Origin of the sequence: Pseudoalteromonas luteoviolacea (assembly GCF_001750165.1) — a bacterium.
In the GTDB taxonomy this organism is placed as follows: Bacteria; Pseudomonadota; Gammaproteobacteria; order Enterobacterales; family Alteromonadaceae; genus Pseudoalteromonas; species Pseudoalteromonas luteoviolacea_G.
This window is the reverse complement of record NZ_CP015411.1, coordinates 3,218,490-3,236,873: the sequence shown is the minus strand read 5'-3', so window position 1 is coordinate 3,236,873 and position 18,384 is coordinate 3,218,490. Positions and strand designations below refer to the sequence as shown.

General features: G+C 41.7%; 15 protein-coding genes. 12 read left to right on the top strand and 3 right to left on the bottom strand.

Annotated elements, in window-relative coordinates:
• Positions 1 to 188 precede the first annotated feature (188 nt).
• The 7 genes from S4054249_RS13715 to S4054249_RS13685 all read left to right on the top strand — a co-directional run bounded on the left by S4054249_RS13715 (position 189) and on the right by S4054249_RS13685 (position 10,050).
• Positions 189 to 1,421 carry an aspartyl protease family protein gene (locus S4054249_RS13715; protein ID WP_046356084.1) on the top strand — a complete coding sequence of 411 codons (1,233 nt, stop codon included), beginning with the start codon at positions 189 to 191 and terminating at the stop codon, positions 1,419 to 1,421.
• A 444-nt stretch (positions 1,422 to 1,865) separates the two neighbouring features.
• Positions 1,866 to 4,784, top strand: coding sequence for a chondroitinase family polysaccharide lyase (locus S4054249_RS13710; RefSeq protein ID WP_046356116.1), 2,919 nt, complete (start codon positions 1,866 to 1,868; stop codon positions 4,782 to 4,784).
• A 164-nt stretch (positions 4,785 to 4,948) separates the two neighbouring features.
• Positions 4,949 to 7,951, top strand: a complete 3,003-nt coding sequence (gene ydiJ / locus S4054249_RS13705; protein WP_145925032.1) for a D-2-hydroxyglutarate dehydrogenase YdiJ — start codon at positions 4,949 to 4,951, stop codon at positions 7,949 to 7,951.
• A gap of 299 nt (positions 7,952 to 8,250) precedes the next feature.
• Complete coding sequence (locus S4054249_RS13700) at positions 8,251 to 8,475, top strand: hypothetical protein (protein WP_046356086.1); 225 nt, start codon at positions 8,251 to 8,253, stop codon at positions 8,473 to 8,475.
• A 127-nt stretch (positions 8,476 to 8,602) separates the two neighbouring features.
• Positions 8,603 to 9,220 carry a DsbA family protein gene (locus S4054249_RS13695; RefSeq protein WP_046356087.1) on the top strand — a complete coding sequence of 206 codons (618 nt, stop codon included), beginning with the start codon at positions 8,603 to 8,605 and terminating at the stop codon, positions 9,218 to 9,220.
• 2 nt (positions 9,221 to 9,222) lie between these two features.
• Positions 9,223 to 9,597 (top strand): DUF7674 family protein, encoded by a 375-nt coding sequence (locus S4054249_RS13690; protein WP_046356088.1) that lies wholly within the window; start codon positions 9,223 to 9,225, stop codon positions 9,595 to 9,597.
• 45 nt (positions 9,598 to 9,642) lie between these two features.
• Positions 9,643 to 10,050, top strand: a complete 408-nt coding sequence (locus tag S4054249_RS13685; RefSeq protein ID WP_046356089.1) for an ASCH domain-containing protein — start codon at positions 9,643 to 9,645, stop codon at positions 10,048 to 10,050.
• 45 nt (positions 10,051 to 10,095) lie between these two features.
• Here the strand turns inward: S4054249_RS13685 and S4054249_RS13680 are convergent, their stop codons facing one another.
• Both S4054249_RS13680 and S4054249_RS13675 read right to left on the bottom strand, forming a co-directional pair.
• The gene (locus S4054249_RS13680) at positions 10,096 to 11,265 is read right to left on the bottom strand and encodes a MerR family transcriptional regulator (RefSeq protein ID WP_046356090.1); all 1,170 of its coding nucleotides are present in this window, start codon (positions 11,263 to 11,265) and stop codon (positions 10,096 to 10,098) included.
• Between the two features lie 138 nt (positions 11,266 to 11,403).
• On the bottom strand, positions 11,404 to 14,775 hold the full coding sequence (locus tag S4054249_RS13675; RefSeq protein ID WP_052960957.1) for a methyl-accepting chemotaxis protein: 3,372 nt from the start codon (positions 14,773 to 14,775) through the stop codon (positions 11,404 to 11,406).
• A 319-nt stretch (positions 14,776 to 15,094) separates the two neighbouring features.
• Between S4054249_RS13675 and S4054249_RS13670 the strand changes: the two genes are divergently transcribed.
• The 4 genes from S4054249_RS13670 to S4054249_RS13655 are packed head-to-tail and all read left to right on the top strand — an operon-like array spanning position 15,095 to position 17,222.
• Positions 15,095 to 15,550, top strand: a complete 456-nt coding sequence (locus S4054249_RS13670; RefSeq protein ID WP_052960958.1) for a GNAT family N-acetyltransferase — start codon at positions 15,095 to 15,097, stop codon at positions 15,548 to 15,550.
• Between the two features lie 15 nt (positions 15,551 to 15,565).
• The gene (locus tag S4054249_RS13665; RefSeq protein ID WP_052960959.1) at positions 15,566 to 16,159 is read left to right on the top strand and encodes a Crp/Fnr family transcriptional regulator; all 594 of its coding nucleotides are present in this window, start codon (positions 15,566 to 15,568) and stop codon (positions 16,157 to 16,159) included.
• A gap of 55 nt (positions 16,160 to 16,214) precedes the next feature.
• A complete protein-coding gene (locus S4054249_RS13660) occupies positions 16,215 to 16,661 on the top strand; it encodes a methyltransferase family protein (protein WP_046356091.1) in 447 nt (148 codons plus the stop codon).
• Positions 16,662 to 16,706: 45 nt separating this feature from the next.
• Positions 16,707 to 17,222, top strand: a complete 516-nt coding sequence (locus tag S4054249_RS13655; protein WP_046356092.1) for a GNAT family N-acetyltransferase — start codon at positions 16,707 to 16,709, stop codon at positions 17,220 to 17,222.
• 91 nt (positions 17,223 to 17,313) lie between these two features.
• Here the strand turns inward: S4054249_RS13655 and S4054249_RS26605 are convergent, their stop codons facing one another.
• Positions 17,314 to 17,481, bottom strand: a complete 168-nt coding sequence (locus S4054249_RS26605) for a hypothetical protein (protein ID WP_155401378.1) — start codon at positions 17,479 to 17,481, stop codon at positions 17,314 to 17,316.
• A 387-nt stretch (positions 17,482 to 17,868) separates the two neighbouring features.
• On the opposite strand from S4054249_RS26605, the gene S4054249_RS13650 reads away from it, so the two are divergent.
• The gene (locus S4054249_RS13650) at positions 17,869 to 18,372 is read left to right on the top strand and encodes an RNA methyltransferase (RefSeq protein ID WP_046356093.1); all 504 of its coding nucleotides are present in this window, start codon (positions 17,869 to 17,871) and stop codon (positions 18,370 to 18,372) included.
• The last annotated feature ends 12 nt before the right edge of the window (positions 18,373 to 18,384 follow it).

Here is an 18,384-nt window from a genome sequence, read left to right as displayed (position 1 = left end):
ACAGCTCAGTTACGAGGACGTTTTTTCGATATGTTTATACCATAGTGATTGAAAAATCAGTATTTTGCATTTGTTGCGTCCATCTCAGCATACTGCTAAAACTTGGCTCTGATAATGAGCGAATTTGACGTTCTCTTCACAAACCCTTCTGTACTGTAGTGACTCTCAAACACAAAAAGGAATGATTGATGAAGCTTCTTATCCTTCTTTTAGGCACCATGGTTTTAAGCGGCTGTAGTGTCGCTAATTATCTTCGACTTAAGTATGAGAATGATGATCTGGAGCCCAATTGGCAAGCCGGAAAAACTTACTCTCAACTAGATGCCGACATTAGTGCTAAGCCCTATGTTTTTATCACCATTAACGGTGTCAGTGGCTTTAAAATGATGATTGATACAGGGGCATCGATTTCGTTGTTGGAAGACACAAGCAAAGTTAAGGCACTTGGTTTAAAAGAAGGATATCCACTTGAGCTCGGCGGGTGGGGCGATGGTGAAAATTCACGTGCTTATCAAACTCAAGTGAGTCAAATAAAGCTTGGCGATGTCAGCTTTGATGAAGTGAGCTTTGCATTTATGCCTCTGTCTCAAACAGATTACTTTTTAAGGCCTGAGGAGGCTGTGTTTGATGGTGTGCTTGGTCATGACATTTTAAAGCATTTTACGTGGTACATAGATCCTAAAAAAGGCACTGTCGCCATTTCAAAGGCACCTTATCAATCATCACAAGAAGATCTAACTATCCCCATGCGTGTGTTTCTCAGCAAGCTTTATTTTGACAGTGAAATTGACCTAGGCGATAACCAGATGCTTGAACAAGAGGTTGTGTTGGATACGGGTAGCCGTCATTATTTTAAGCTCAACAATTATTACGTGCGTGACGCGGGGCTTGAATTTAAAGGTAAAACGGTCACAGGCTCTGATTTTGGTTTAAATGGTCAAACTGTGCATCAGCGTGGCACAGTACCTCAAGTTAAAATTGGGGATTTAACTTTAACCAATGTGCAAACCAATTTTATTGAAGGGGATGATGATGGCAAGTCTGTGCTAGGCAGCTCAGCGTTATCGCACTTTAGTTATGTCATTGACTACAGTAACTTAACCCTTCATTTAAAGCCTTATCAATCAAGCAACTTTATAGCGAGATATAATCTGCTGGGCCTAGAATTGAGAAAGCTGACCAATGGTGCGTTTGTTGTGAGGTATGTAATGCCGGAAATGGCAGCATTTGGTTCGGGGATCAAAGTAGGTGATGAAGTTGTGAGTTTTAATGGCGTCAATGCTAAACAGCTGTCACAAAAAGACTGGATAACACTCTCATCAACGGTGGGTGAACATACATTATGTATTACAAGAGCCGGTACCTGTTATCAGCTTAACGCACAGCATATTGCAGGCTACAGTAATTTACAGCGACTATAGAAAAATGACACAACTCATGAATTTGGCTTGTGTTTTTAAATTGTACAAACTGATTTGTACCGTTCCAATTGTTGTTGTCTTGTCACTTTTGGTTCTAATGGTTGGTTTTCTGTGTTTTTTGTGGTTCTTTTTTCTGCTTTTTGGTTGGTTTGTACTCTTTTTATATGGGGAGTGGATTTATTTTGCTTGTATCTAAATTGGGTTTATTTTCTGACTGGAAAAACATTAATTTTATAAGGTTCTGAATTTATTACATTAAGTTCAGTTTTTAAGATGTGGTCTGGATAATGTTTTTATTAAACTTTTATGACAGTTTATTTGGAACGGTTGACTATATTATTGCAAATAATGCATCATGCGCGCCGAAATCAATCCCAAGGTATTGTTTTTTCCTTGTGGTTTAGTAAAAAGTAATGATAGGTGTAAAACGACATGCTTCAAAACATGCACAAAGCAAAATTTAAACTGTCACTGTTGGCGGCACTTACTTTAGGTGTAGCGGGCAATGTATCTGCTCACAGTTTACAGTCGCAAATTTTGAGTTTTGAAGGAAATGGACTCCCTGATAATGTTCACAGCAATGATGCACGACTGACACAGCAAAGAGCGATTAATGGTGAACAGTCACTGTTGTGGGATTGGGGTAAGTCTAATGAACTTACTATAGCGCAAGACTTTGTGCGTATGACCGATAAGCAAGCGAGTAAAGCGTATGGTCGAGGTGCGACGCAAGTATTGTCATTTTGGATATATAATCCAGTTGCGGTTAATGACACCATGCAGGTATTGCTAACGGATACTCAGGCTGAGCAAACGACGACACTTCCAGTCAATATGAACTTCACCGGCTGGCGTGCTGTTGGTGTATCACTTAATGCTGATTTTAAACCAGCTGTGACACATAACTTATCGCAATTAATTTTTAAAGCGCCGAGCTCGTTAGCACAAACCGCAAAGCCTGTATTTATTGATCGTGTGATGGTATCGGTCGATGACAAGCGTTATCAGTGGTCAGATCATCAAGTTACTACGCGTTATGACTTACCAGAGATTGATTTTGGAATGAGTGATGAATTGCCAGAGCCAACGCTTGCAGAGTTAGTTGACGTTGAAATCGTACAACAACAATTGATAGACCAATTTAAAGGCCGCTCTGGCAGTTTTGCATCGCTACAAAAACGATTTGATGACTATCAAATCCGTATCGCTGCTGATGGCAACGTCACTGGCCGCCACATAATTATGGGTTACCAAAAAACGATTTATCAAACTAAGCACCTATCCAGCCAAGATAGCGCATTAGTGAAAAAGTACCGTGAGTTAGATGACTACACTGATCTGATGTTAGATTTGGCAAAGGCCTATCATAACAGTGCTTATGACGGCTACAAGTCTGATATTGTGAATATGTATACTTTACTGACCAAACACCTACTTGATCAAGGTTATGCAGCTGGCAGTGGCTTGGTGACAACACATCACTGGGGTTATAGCACGCGTTGGTGGTATATCTCGGCACTGATGATGGCCAAAGAGCTTGAGCAGGAAAGCCTACTTAAGCCGACTTATGAGTCATTGCTCTGGTTCTCTCGTGAGTTTAAATCGAGCTTCGATATGGCATTAAATGAGAAAAGCTCAAACCTAGATTATTTTAATACTTTATCTAATCAGCATTTGGCATTACTGCTGTTAAATCCAGATGCGAAAGAGCGAGTTGCGCTGGTTAAGCAGTTTTCACATTTCTTTTCTGGGGCATTAAGCCAAACACCTTCTGGGTACAATGATGGCTTTAGACCAGATGGTACTGCGTGGCGTCACTATGGTCATTACGCAGGCTATGCTTTCCCTGCATTTAAACGGGCTGCACAGGTAGCGTATATCTTAAAGGGCACAGAATTTGCGTTGCATAACACTGCACTAGATAGTTTGAAAAAAGTGATGGTTGCAGGTTGGCGCTACACAAACCCATATGTACCACTTGCTTTGACGGGTAGACATCCATTTAGTAAATTGGGGATCAAGCACTATAGTACTGGATTACGCGATCTTGCATTGGCTTACCCTGAGCTGGATGAAGAGCTTGCAGCCATTTATTTGCAAGTTACAAAGCAGTCAACTGAGAAAGGTGAGCAGTTATTTGGTAAAAGCATTGCGCCTGCTGAGTTACCGGAAGGTAGCTGGAGTTATAATGGTGGTGCGTTTGTTATTCACAGACACGCAGACCGTATGGCAATTATTAAGGGCTACAACAAAGATGTTTGGTCGTCTGAAATCTACCGTAAAGATAACCGTTATGGTCGTTATCAAAGTCATGGTAGCGTGCATGTGATGCCATTTGGTGAGCCCGATGAGCTGGGTTATCAAGAGGCTGGCTGGGATTGGAATAGAAACCCAGGTGCAACGACCATTCGTTTAAGTTTAGAAGAGCTTGATAGCCCAAATAAGCATAGCTTGATGTTACGTTCAGAGACTGGAGTGAGTGGCTCTACATCTTTGCACGATAAATTTAGTTTATTTACGTTTAAGCACCAAGCGCCGCAAGACAAAGATAAATTTGAGTCGAGTTTTGTAGCAGAAAAGCATGTGTTTGCTGCTGACAATATGTTGTTCTTAACTGGCAATGGGATCTCTAACCTAGACGGAAAAAATACAACGGAAACAACATTATTCCAGTTAGCGGTCGGTGGTACACCGCGTTCAATCTGGGTGAATGGCGAAGAAATTAATAGTACCAGCTTTGATTTGAGGTTAGGCAAGGGTGATTGGCTGATTGATGACAATGGTGTTGGCTACTTTTTACAAAATGTAGAGCAAGTACATGTTAGCCGAGGTGCTCAAACGTCTCGTCATAATAAGACTAAAAAGCAGACACAGGGCGTATTTACCAAAGCCTGGATTGATCATGGTACAGCGCCACTTAACGCAGGCTATGAGTATGTAGTGGTAATGGATGCAACACCAAATCAAATGCTTGATTTGGCGAAAAAGATGAACCGTTACCCATACTTTAATACGCGAAAGACAGACCAAAACGGCATGTATATCCGTAACCGCATCAATAATTTATATGGTTACAGCAGTACTGACTTTACAAACTTTAAGTTTGGTCCTGTGCGTTCAGTGAGTACGACTGCACAGTTACTCGTGCAATTAAATGGTAAGCAAGCAGCATTGAGTGTGTCTTCGCCGGAATTGAAGTTAAGTAAAACGCAAGCAACACCCGTTGTGCCGATTGAAATTGTACTTAAAGGCACGTGGCAAACAAGTGATACAGATTATCAGCATGTTAAAGGTAATACGGTTATCACTACGCAAAGCTTTTTTGGTCAAGCAGCGAATATCCAATTAAGCAAAGTTGAGTAATTCAACTAGACTAAATTTAGATCTCCCAATTAATTCAAAGCGGCAAGATGACAATCTTGCCGCTTTTTTATGTGCTGCTTTTTGGACTGTATTCGGGCGTTAAGTCTAGTTACGAATATTTTTAAGTTATGTTATATTGTATCATTTTGGCGTGGGGCGCAAAAATGGGTCAGGAAAATAAAGTCAGTTTGAATCTGGACAGTGTCGTTAAAAAATACCTAAACGAGTTGAAAGCGTCGGGCTTTAAAGGAGAAATAGATACCAGTTATTCAACCACTTTGGTGCACTCAACGGATAACAGTATTTACCAGCAATTTCCGCAAGCGGTCATATTTGCCAAGTCAAATGAGGATATTCAAAAAGCCTTACTACTGTCTGAAAAAGGGGAGTTTCGTCAGCTCAGCTTCGGTCCTCGTGGTGGTGGTACAGGTACAAATGGGCAATCACTTACAGGGGGCATTGTATTAGATTTATCGCGACATATGCGGCAAATCTTAGAGGTTAACACGGAAGAAAAGTGGGTGAGGGTACAAAGTGGTGTGATCAAAGATCAACTCAACGATTTTTTAAGACCGCTGGGATTCTTTTTTGCACCTGATCTTTCCACGAGTAACCGTGCCACGGTAGGCGGCATGATAAATACTGATGCATCAGGGCAGGGCTCTCTGGTTTATGGTAAAACCAGCGATCACTTATTGGCTTTAAAGTGCTTTTTAGCTGATGGCTATGAGCTTGATGCATGCCAAATGCCGGTGGATGCAGCACAAAACATAGCCAAGCAGGACAGCCGCCAAGGACATATCTTTCGTGACGTACTTAACAGCTGTGTAGAAAACCGCGCCAAAATCTTAGACGTTTTTCCAAAATTGAATCGCTTTTTAACTGGATATGACCTTAAAAATGTGCTCAGTGATAATATGCAGTCCTTTGACCTAACCCGCATTATTGCAGGTAGTGAGGGCTCCCTTGCGGTGGTTGCAGAAGCCAAGTTAAATATCTTGCCTATTGAGCCATACAAAACATTGGTCAATATCAATTATGATAATTTTGACTCGGCGTTGAGGCATTCTCCTTTTTTGGTGAGCGCCCGTTCGACTTCTGTTGAAACGGTGGACAGCAAAGTTTTAAATCTGGCGCGTGAAGATATGATTTGGCGCAGTGTCGCTGATTTTTTAGAAACTCCGGCTCATATTATCTCTGATGGGTTAAATATGGTTGAGTTTAATGGCACAAATGAGTCTGACATCAATACCAAGGTTAGGGCATTAACGGCTCAATTAGATACATTGATTGAAAGCAAAGAAGCGGGGGTTTTATCCTATTCAATAACCACCAATAAGGCCGATATTTTAAAAATTTACGCGATGCGTAAAAAAGCGGTGGGGCTATTGGGTAATACAAAAGGCGCCCAAAAGCCAGTTGCATTTGTAGAAGACACCGCCGTGCCACCAGAGCATCTGGCTGACTTTATAACTGAATTTAGAGCGCTCCTTGATAGTTATAACTTGAGCTATGGCATGTTTGGTCATGTGGATGCAGGCGTTTTACATGTGCGCCCAGCACTAGATTTATGCGATGACCAACAGCAAGCTATGTTAAAACCCATATCGGATAAAGTATCTGAATTGACTAAAAAATATGGCGGTCTGTTTTGGGGAGAGCACGGTAAAGGCTTTCGCAGTGAATACGGCCCGGATTTTTTTGGTCCCGAGTTATTTTTAGAATTGAGAAAAATCAAAACTGCATTTGATAAACACAATAAACTTAACCCTGGGAAAATATGTACGCCAATTGATGATGAGACTGTACTTGCAGGTGTCGAAGGGCCGCTTAGAGCCCGTTATGATCAACTTATTCCAATTAATATCAAGACTTCATTTCAAGATACCCTTAATTGCAACGGCAACGGGCTATGTTTTAACTACAACGAAAGCACGCAAATGTGCCCATCCTATAAAATCACCAAAGACAGAAGGGATTCGCCCAAAGGTCGAGCGATGTTATTTAAAGAGTGGACTCGCCTACAAGCGGCCCAAGGGGTTGAGTTACCACCACAACAGTCGCCGTACTTTGATGGAGCAAAGCCTCAGGTGGAGATATCTGAAGCGGGAGAACTGGCTCAATTAAACCACGAAGTGAAGCGTGCTATGGATGCTTGCTTGGCCTGTAAAGCATGTTCAACGGCATGTCCTGTCAAAGTGGATATCCCAAATTCTCGGGCGTATTTTTTGCATTTCTATCATCAAAAGTATGGCCGTGGGTTTAAGGATTATGTGGTTGGCAATATTGAAAAGCTGCTGCCTTTGATGTCGCGTGGCGCATCAATACTAAATCCAGTGATTGGCTCAAAGCTTGTGAATAAGCTCAGTAAGTGGGGATTAGGTTATCAAGATTTACCAAAGCTTAGTACCAAACAACCCAAAGGGGTTGAATATAACTATGAAGCGTTAAGTCAGCTCAGTCAGTCGCAAAAAGATAAACATGTGATGGTTGTATTGGATCCATTTACTTGGTTCTATGAAGCTGAATTAATTACCGCAACCATTAAGTTGGTAGAAAAACTTGGTAAAAAAGCCGTGCTATTGCCTTTTCATAGCAACGGTAAAACCCAGCATGTGAAAGGGTTTTTGCCTGAGTTTAAAGCAACCGCCAAAGCCACCAGTGCGTTTCTACAGCAAGCTGCAAGCTTAGATATTCCTATGGTTGGCTTAGATTCCGCACTGGTATTTGTATACGATGATGAATATCGCAAAGTGCTTAGTGACGCAGAGCGAGGGGATTTTCATGTACTCACAATTCATGAGTGGCTCAAGCAACAAGACCTTGGTACTTTAACGTCAACATCGGTGGCTGAGTCACTGACTTTAATGCCTCATTGCACCGAAGAGACAAACGCACGTGCTGCATCGGCTACGTGGAAAAGCATTTTTGATACGCTCGGCATAAAAATTAACTCGCCTAGTATCGGGTGCTGTGGCATGGCAGGTACCTTTGGTCATGAGAGTAAAAATCAAGTTGCATCACAGGCGTTGTATAACGCATCTTGGCAATCACATGTCCAGTCGTCAACTATAGTTGCAACTGGATTTTCTTGCCGCAGTCAAGTAAAACGCTTTGAAGGGCGTAAGCCAAAGCATCCAGTGGAGTTTATTGCTCAACTGCTGTGATACTTAATTGAGAAAGTACTTTTTATCTACATGAATTTATTGCTTTTAATTACATCAGCTAAGCATCAGTAAAACCATGTCCTGCGCACATTTACTGTGCGCTTTATTTACGTTTTCATGGTTGTATTCAAGTTGTAATTGAGGCAAAAAGTGAAGAATAAGCATCTATTTATCTACGCAGTATTTCTACTTTTCTTTTCTAGTGTGGTGCTTAGTGCACAAAAATATACGCATCAAAAATTAACGGATAACGTGTATATTATGACCCGTCACTGGGGGGCGTTAGTATTAGCTATGGAGTGGTAGTTGGGCAAGATGGCTTGCTGATTGCGCGCAGTGAAGGGAACTATATTCAGCCTCTTAAATGGACTGATAAAAACACCTTAATAAACCCTTCTGGTGAATTAAATGAAAGATTTGAAATTGTTCGCAATGAACTAGGTAACATTAGAAAGCTCAAACTCCATTTTGGTAAAAACTGGCAAAGGCGATATGTAGGGACAACCAGTTGGAGCAAGCTTTGAGTATGCTTTAGCTTGATGCATGGCTGATAAACTGGCAGGGATGCTTTAAATTCAGTGATTTAGTTGATACTGACATAATTGTGTGTATCTTTTGGGAATATAATTAAATAGATGGAGTTAAGTGTCGATGCGTTTTGTATATGTGATGGACCCGATGTGTGCTTGGTGCTATGGGTTTCAGCCAGAATTAGAGGCGTTTTTAAGTGGGCATTCAAGTGCACGGGTAGATTGGGTTATGGGTGGCCTTGCGCCAGACAATTCTGAACCGATGGAGCAAAGCTTAAGAGAAACTATCGCTTCATATTGGCATCAGATAGAACAAAGAACACAAGTCTCGTTTAATCACGATTATTGGCACCAAAACACGCCTTATCGTTCTACTTATCAAGCTTGTCGCGCTGTGATTGTGGCACAAAATATGAGGGAAAATAGCGCTGAGGCGATGTCAAAGGCGATTCAAGCCGCTTATTATCAACAAGCCACTAACCCGTCATTAGATGCGACTTTGGCGGCATGCGCGGTGTCTATTGGCCTAGACGAAGCGCAGTTTTTATCTTCACTTAATGCACAAGATACTGAAAATCAGTTGCAACAGCACTTGGCGATAACCCGTCAATTACAAGTCGGCGGGTTTCCCGCACTGTTTTATGTGACTGATGAAAACCATGCCCATGCACTGACTTTGGGGTATTGCCAAGCAAGTGAGCTGTCTGAGCGTTTTAGACAAATACTAAAAGAACAATGACGATGAATGTTCTAGATATGTTCTATGAGTTCAGGAAACGTTTTGAAGAGGTGACTCAAAAAGCAGATAGAGAACATATCTTTTGTTGGGGAGAACTTGATCCTGAGTATGCGTATAGCTGGTTTGAAAGTGTCGCTAAAGCAATCAATATCGATATGATGTGTGACGTTGAAGCAACACAATATTTAGACGTATTTGAGTACTTCGAAAAGAAATGCATCAATGGCAATCATGAAATAAGAGGTTGTATTGATGCGTCGTTTTCTGAGAATTTATTTTGGCAAGTACCAAGAGAGAAAGCACATAGTTACTGGGCAGTACTGCCTAATTTGCTTAAAGATTTTTATGTTGGGTTTCATAACTGTAAACCTGTTTAATACCCCATATTTTAATAAATATGAGTTTTGAAAAGAAGAAAAATAATGAGCCCATCAAAAATAAAGGCCAAATACCCCGATGCAGTCACGTGTAAATTTGGCGATAGTCAGGGTTTATGTGATGAACTGACAGCGCTCATTGTAAGTGGTGCCAAAGTCGCAACTTGCGATGCGTTGAGTGCCTATGAGTTGGGTGAAGAAGCAATCCCCGATATTGGACAAGTGTACATTGTAGAGACTTGGCAAGATAAGCCTGTCGCAGTGATCAAAATTGTTAAAGTAGATATCACTCGGTTTGAAAGTGTCGATGAAGCCTTTGCGCTTGCTGAGGGGGAAAATACTGATTTAGCTGGCTGGCGTAAAGATCATCAGGCATATTTTGAGCGAAATGGTGGGTTTGCGCCTGATATGGAATTAGTATGTGAATATTTTGAAGTTGTTGAGATATTCTAAAATCAATTATACAAAAGGCGCGTTTAGCGCCTTGATAAGACAGGGTTAGCACTTTTGTAAGATAAACAAATGGTAGCCAAACTCATTGGCGTACTCAGTACATATTTCCACTTCGTGTTGAATATCCTGTAGTGCTTGGGAATTTGCCATTGTAGCCTGCAGTTCCATTGTGCGCGCGTGTAAAGGTCCGTAGTAGTTTTGCCAGGCTTGTGTGCTTTGCGGGAAATGCGCAATAACTTCATATCCAAGTTCAGATATTTGCTTAAGCCTGAATTCAACGGATTGTATATCGGGATATTCTTTGGCCCAAAACCCCTGAGCTTGCGTGCTTGGTTTTGTCGTATGCCATACCATGTCACTAAAGACCAATACGCCATTGGGTTTAAGCTTTGATCGCCACTTCTTAAGCGCATTTTGTACGCCCATGATATAGGCGCTGCCTTCTGACCAAATAAGGTCGATACTGTCTTGCGCCATGTTTAGTTCTGTCATGCTGGTACAGTCCGTTTGAAGCCGATTTACAAGACCATCTTGAGTAAACCTATCAACCAGTGCATCGAGTGCGCTTTGCTCATTATCGATAGCGATAATATTGGCATGTGTATGGGTTGCCAGCAACTGAGTCGAGTAGCCTTTTCCGCAACCAATATCGGCAATGAGACTGGGTGTTAAGGGCACATGTGACAAAGCTTTAAGGGTATCTTCATGACTGCCAGGTGCCCAGCGCGCCAGAGGTGCAAATACGGTCATAAAGTCAGCCATATATAATTCGTGTTCATTCATATCTTTTGATAACCATTTTAATCTAAGGGCTTCTTTTTCATTAAAGCCTTGCTGCATTAACCAACTCAGATGCGCATCAGGCGCAATTGTGTTGAGCTCTTCGTGCCAACGACGTTGTGGCGCATCGCCCAATATTGCGGCCAATAAGTCGCGAGCTTGTTTTTTTTGCTCGATCTCGTTATTTAACGCAGTGAGCCTGTCGCGCAAACGGTGTTTTTCAATTTTTGCATCAAGGCAAGATTTACATTCTTTAATGGTAAGTCCACCAGCGAGCAGCTTTTGAATTAAGTGCACACGTTGAGCGTCTTTGTCACTGTATATTCGATAGCCATTGGCAAGTCGTTTTCCAATAATCAATTGATGTTTTTCGTAGTACAGTAGCGCGGTGCGAGAGAGACCAACTCGTTTGGCAAGCTCTGATATTTTGTACATGGATTTAATCCCATTAAACGAATGAGTGTAGACTTTAAAGTATAAAGTTATAGACAGGTCAAGCCTGGTTTTGAAGAGAATTAAGCGCAGTGATAAAAAAGAAAAAGGGGCGATCGCCCCTGGTTTTCATGCTATCAACTAGGACGCGAGCGTCCTAAGTCCGGTATTTCTTTGTTCGATGGTAAAAAAGTCCATCGTATTATTCATATTATGCGCTTGATCCGCCATGGACTGCCCAGCAGCGGTAGCTTCCTCGACCAAGGCTGCATTTTGCTGTGTCATTTCATCCATTTGAGTTACAGCGCTATTAACTTGCACTATGCCTTCGGATTGTTGTCGTGAAGATTCTGCGAGATCTTGCATCATGACGCGTACTTTGGAGGTGGCTTCTACGATTTCTAATAAAGTCTCCCCAGACTTATTGACTAAAGATGTACCTTCTTCCACCTTGGTTTGACTATCTCTGATTAAGTCCTTTATTTCCTTTGCAGCTTCAGATGAACGTTGGGCCAGATTTCTTACTTCACCTGCGACAACAGCAAACCCACGACCTTGTTCACCCGCTCTGGCTGCTTCAACGGCTGCATTAAGTGCTAATAAGTTTGTTTGGAAAGCAATTTCGTCTATTACCCCGATGATTTCAGAAATTTCTTTACTTGAGTCACTTATTTCTTTCATCGCGGTTACCGCCATATTCACCACTTGGCCACCTTGTTCTGCTCGGCGCTCTGCATCGAGCGATAATTCATTGGCGTTTTCTGCGCGTTTACTACTTTGTTTAACACTGTCCGTCATGGCATCCATACTGGCTGAGGTTTCTTCAAGGCTTGATGCTTGTTCCTCTGTGCGCTGACTCAAGTCCATATTGCCTTGTGCGATTTCATTGGCACTTTGGGAAATGCTTCCTGCAGATGAGCGAATGCTAGAAATAACTTCCGTTAGTTTATCTGCGGTTGCATTGGTATCTTCTTTGAGCTTGCCAAATTTACCTTGATATTCATTGGTTATACGGGTTGTGAGGTCGCCATGGGCTAGCGCCCCCAATGTTTGCATCACATCATCGAGTGCAACTTCAACGGTGCCCAATAAATCATTAAGGCCTCGGCTTAAGTTATCAAAGAAACCCGACTTACCAGTGAGGTCAATTTTCTTACTTAAATCTCCCTGTGAAGCTGCTTGCACAATTTCGTCAATTTCTTTTTCGATATTCACTTCAGCAGTACGGTCTGCCCATTCTAATACGGTGCCAATTCGTTTACCGTCGACTTCGATGGGGTTAGCCGTCAAAGCAAATACCTTATTACCTATGTGTTCCATGCTTCTATGTGTATCGTCTAGGTTTTCAAACACCAGTTTTTGTTGCTCAGGCTCAAGGTAAAAATCATGGATGGCAAAGCCAATGAGGCTACTGGCTTCAAATGCGCCAACATGTCTTTGGATGTCTTGCTCAGATTCTAACATCATGGTTTGTAGCGCATTGTTAGCGTAAATAACATTGAGATCAGGATCGGCTATCATTACGTTGCCAGATACGCTGTCGAGTGCGTATTTGACGCGAGCATTTTCAGAAGCAACTCTGGACTTTTCGCGTTCAAGTGCCAGCCACTGGGTCTTATCTTGCCATTCTAGTACGATCCCTACGCGCTCACCATCGACCTTGACGGGACTGGCAACAACATTAAATGTCCGTCCAGCAATCACAAATTCACTTTGGTGGCTGGTTGTAAGACCGTCAAATTCAGCGAATAGGTTGGTAAAATGAGAGAAGTAATGATCTAACGCGTTGTGCTTAATATTTGCGGAGTTAAAGTCTGTGAGTTCTTGTGCGACGTCAGCTGATGCTTCTTTAAACATCTGTTCTAATGCGCCATTAAGGTAAATCACTTTGTAGTTATCATCGGTGATCATCACTTGACCAGATGAGCCATCCAGCGCGTATTTTACGCGGGCATTTTCCGATGCGACCCTTGCTTTTTCTACTTCATTGGCTAACCATTGTGTTTTGTCTTCCCACTCGTAAACTAAGCCAACCGTTTTTCCTTCTACAACAACGGGGCTTGCAACCACTGCAAACGTTCGGCCTGCAATTTTTAACTCATTAGCATAGCTGTCGCTAAGGCCCTGTGCTTTTTGCTCGAATTCAGCGAAATCAGGGAGAGATTGGCTAAGCGACTGGTTTAGTACGCCTTTACTATCGAAGTGTGCATGCACAGTACAGATATCGCTGCTTGCATTGTCGAACATTTGATAAATAGCATCGTTTAGATATATAACCTGATTTTGGGTATTGGTGATCATCACACACGCACTGGCGTTATCCAATGCACTTTTGATACGTGCATTGGCACTGGCAATACGTTTTTCTTCTTTTTCTTTTTCTCGTATTTGGCGCAGACTATCACGCATACCCATCATAGATTTAAACACGCCTTTTGGCGCGCGTTCATCATATTGCTCATCTAAGTCGCCACGAGCAATCGCTCGAGCAACGTTTTCTAGCTCGCTTGGATCTTTACCAAGCTGAGCCATTACATTTCGAGTCAGAATAAAGACTATACAGCCACTGAGCAGCAGAGCAACTGAAAATGTCATCATAATATTGGTCACCGCTGACTCATTAGCTTCTTTGAGCATTGGCCCTAGTTTGTCTTGGTCCGTTTTAACCGAGAGCTTTAAATCATCGACTAGTTTTGCAAATCTAGGCCCAAGTACATCTAGTGTATTAGTGACTTTATCATTGCGATCCACAATGATGTCATGCACGCCCAGGTAAGCTTGTTTGTAGTCTGCTTCGAGGGTTCTGACTTGTGCAATTAAGGCGCGGTTTGCGGCAGTGTTGGTGAGCTGCTCGATTAAATCCATTTGTTGCTCAAAGGCACTGAATTCTTGTTTAACCCTTTGGTCTGCACTTTCGTCATTACTTTCTAGATACTTAATGACATAAAGGCGACCTAGCAGTAGGTTGCGCATGGCAACACCAGTTAAATAGGCAAGTTGTGTATCGTTACTTTCTGATGCACTGAACATCAACTTAGTGAGCTCTCGCTCCATCTGTGGGCCGATGACGTTGAGGTGATTAAATACTAAGTCATTGCGCTGAACTCGATAGTCTTTGATTAGGTCGAACGTTTCATTATACGTGACGATCTTTGTGGTGAGTTGTTTCACCATTTCTGCTCGCTCAGGTTTGTTAATTTCGCGCGTTGCCTCTTTGAGCAGATTTTCTACTTGAGTAAAATATTCGTTATATTGGCGAATATCTTTGTCACTGCCCGTCAACAGAAAGTCTTTTACATTCATGCGAACCATAAGCATATTGGATTGTAAAATGCCCGCGAGGTTACTATCACGTGCCAACTCACGGTAATCTTTAAATCCGTCTGAAGCCATTTTCAAGGCAAAGTAAGAGATAAATCCGATTACGGCAAGCGTAATCATCACCGCTGAAAAGGCTGCTATTAATTTAGCGCGCAGCGTAGAAAAAATATTGAGTTGCATGGATTTAGCCATATTCAAATTCCCTTAGTCCGCAGATGATACGAGAAATAGAAAAAGTCCTGACAACAAGTATAGAAGCTAAATCACAATGCGTTTTATTATTAGCAATAGAAGCTTGTTTTTGATTAATAGGTGGTATGTATCGTTCTAGAAGTAAACTGATTCATTTACAATAAAGTATATTACTTACAAACACTTGAAGGTTGTTGGTCGTGCGGTTTGTCGCATTTTTTAGTGCTTGGTATTTTGTTGAATTTATGCCGCTCTGGTATTTGGAACAAGTGTATGATACTCAATTAGTCTGATGTATTTGTTTTAGGAGTAAACAACTGTGGACATCAATATCACAATAAGAAAAGCAACTGATGATGAAATTCATTGGGTAAATGAGCAGTACCAACGAGTCGGGTTTAAGTTATCTAGCCTAGAGTCGGATATGATTGCCATTGCGCTAATAGATGGTCAGAAGGTGGGGGTTGGGCGAATACAAAAAATCACTGAGTTTGATGCAGAGTTGGGAGGCATGTATGTGAACCCCGATTTTAGAGGGGTTGGGATTGCCAAAAAAATAGTGACTTTTTTGGTCGAAAATGCTTTGCAGTATCGTCAATTGTATTGTCTGCCTTTTGAGCATCTTGCACCTTTTTATAAAAAATTTGGCTTTGATGAAGTGATAGAAACCGGTGTGGATATACCAGATATGGTGCTTAGTAAACATCACTGGTGCAACGAAATTTACGAGCACAGAACGTTATTATTTGTAAAAAGTAACTCGGCACTAAGTTAAAGGAGTGTGGTGTATATGCAAGGATTTGATAGTGAGGCACTGTTGACGAAAATCTTGATGCAGTTGGTGCCATTTGAGTCGAGTGAAATCGCAGCGGCTTTGGATGTTTTTGAGTTTAAATCTTACGGTGCGAAGTCACATCTATTTAAGAGTCAAGATATTGTTCAAGACGTACACTTTTTACTCACCGGAATTGGCCGTTATTATTATATTGATGTCAACGGGAAAGAGTTTAACAAGTCTTTAGTTAAGCAGGGCGGTGCATTCACGAGTATCGGCTCATTAATTGAGCGCAGCCCAAGTCCTTTTTATGCGCAAGCTTTGAGTGAGTGCAATATCGCTTCGATTTCTTATCACAATTTAGTCATGCTATCTCAGCAAAATAGCAACTGGAGTGAGTTTGTAAGAAAGATTTATGAGCGCTTAGCAATAAAAAAAGAAAAGCGAGAAGCGAGTTTTTTGCTGCTCAATGCGCAGCAAAGGTATGAGCAGTTTTTACTTGAGTTTGGTCCTGACAGTGAACATATTGCTCTGAATCAGGTCGCGATGTACCTCGGAATAACGGATGTAAGTTTATCTCGAATACGTAAAAAAATGGGCTTAACATAAGTTAAGGCGCAGGAACGGCGGTATCAGTACAGTGCTTCTTTTTAGGAGCAAATATATGCAAAAGCTTTTACCCCCGTTTTTATACGCGATGATCTTAATCAATATGGTGTTATTGTGCTGGTTATTGGATACCACGCATTTTATCGTTAACCCATACAACTTGGCTGGCATTCCACTGTTTTTAATTGGATTATTACTGGCCGTCGGTGCAAAAAAATGTTTTGTACGAGAAGGCACCAATGTGATGACTTTTGGTGAGCCAGACAAGCTGGTGACCCAAGGGGCATTTAAGTTTACTCGTAATCCGATGTACTTGGGCTTTGCCATTTCTTTGTTTGGTACCGCAGTATTGCTTGGTGGCGGTGTAATCCCAGTGTGTGGGTGGCTAACATTTATTATTGTGACAGATCGTTGGTACATACGTTTTGAAGAGCATGCAATGCGACGAAAATTTGGTCAGGCTTACGAGCGATATTGTTGCCAAGTCAAAAGATGGATTTAAATTAATAGTAGAGGATGTAAGGCTAAATTAATGCCTTGAAGCAGAATGAATAAAAATGTAGTACTTAGGCCATTAGAGCCAACAGATGGGATTGATTTGGTTAAGCACTTAAATAACCCCAACGTTATCCGATATTTGTCGGATAGATTGCCAAAGCCTTATACACTTCAGGATGCAAAGTGGTGGTTAGAGATTGGGCAACGCCAAAATGCACTGAACTATGCGATTGAGTGCAATGGCCAATTTTGTGGGGTGATCGGTGCTTATTTGCCCGATGATTTATCTTCACAGCAGGATGCTGAACTTGGATATTGGCTTGGAGAATACTTCTGGGGGAATGGCATTGGCACGCATGCTGTGGCACTTTTCATAGAGAAATTTTTTGAAAAAACGTCACTTAAAGCCTTGTATAATCCGATCTCGTCACCTAATCAGGCCTCGATTAGAGTGATGGAAAAAGTCGGGTTTAGGTTAAAATACATCACACAAAAAACCGCTTTTCACCAAGGGGAAGCGTGTGACGAGCATGTGTATGTGCTTAAACGCGCTGATATAAGATAAACGGCAATGTTAACTTTCCTTTAAAAGCGACCGTGAGCTCAAATGGTCGCCAGATACACCGAATTTGTGGCCGCAAATTCAGGTCTTTTTGTTAGTCAGTGAGGCAAGCTTGAGGGTGAGTACATGCCCATACTGAATGACAGGGTTCTCTAGTCTCAATTTGTTTCATACCACCCGCAATGTGAGGGGTTGCTTCTAGGCCTAAAGAAGGCTTGCTAGAAAGGTTCTTAATTTTACTTTTTTTGATAGTTAATTTCATTGTTATCTCCTTGATTGTACTGGATTGTACCTTTACAAAACTAGCCAATCTCAAACTCAGATTCAACGCAAATACATGAACTGTTACATTCATCTCAAGCGGGTATTTAGCTTTCAGTGTGGTAGGGTGAATGATGTTTTATGTGGGTTTCCTGATGTTTTTATGGGTGTGGTTAACTAATTGTTTTTAGTGCTTTCTTTTTTATCAAAATGGGCTTATTTGAGTGCATAAAAGTCGATGATTTGGTGAAACTGCAAATGTTACAAATTATTGCCAATTTACATGAATATGGGCTTTCTATCTCACTGGCACAAAATTTCGCACATGGTACAATCGCTCGTCGAATTTTTTGGTAGTTTTACTGCCTATACATTAAGAGTGAATAGTATGAGTGAATCATTTGCAGCGATAGGCTTAGTGAACCCTAAATCGCCGACTAATGTTGGCGGTGTGTTACGTGCTGCTGGGTGCTACGGTGCACAGGCGGTGTACTTTAATGGTAATCGCTACGCAAAAGCTGCAAAATATCATACAGACACAAAAAATGTTGCTGATAATATTCCAATTCAACAAGTTGATGACTTAGTGAGCTTAAAAATATCAGGACGTGCGCTGGTATGTGTTGAATTGGTGGAAGGTGCGACGCCATTGCCGCATTTTACTCATCCTGAGAATGCGCTTTATGTGTTTGGTCCAGAGGATGGTAGTTTGCCTCAAGATATCGTTGATGCCGCAGATGCCGTTGTATACGTACCGACAACTGGGTGTATGAATTTGGCAGCCACTGTGAATGTACTTTTATACGATCGTATGGCCAAGCGTGCGACTAATTTTGATGCGGCGCAGATTTTAACAAGTCGAGATACAAATAATCGCTTAATCGTTGGGTAGAGCGTCCAGAGG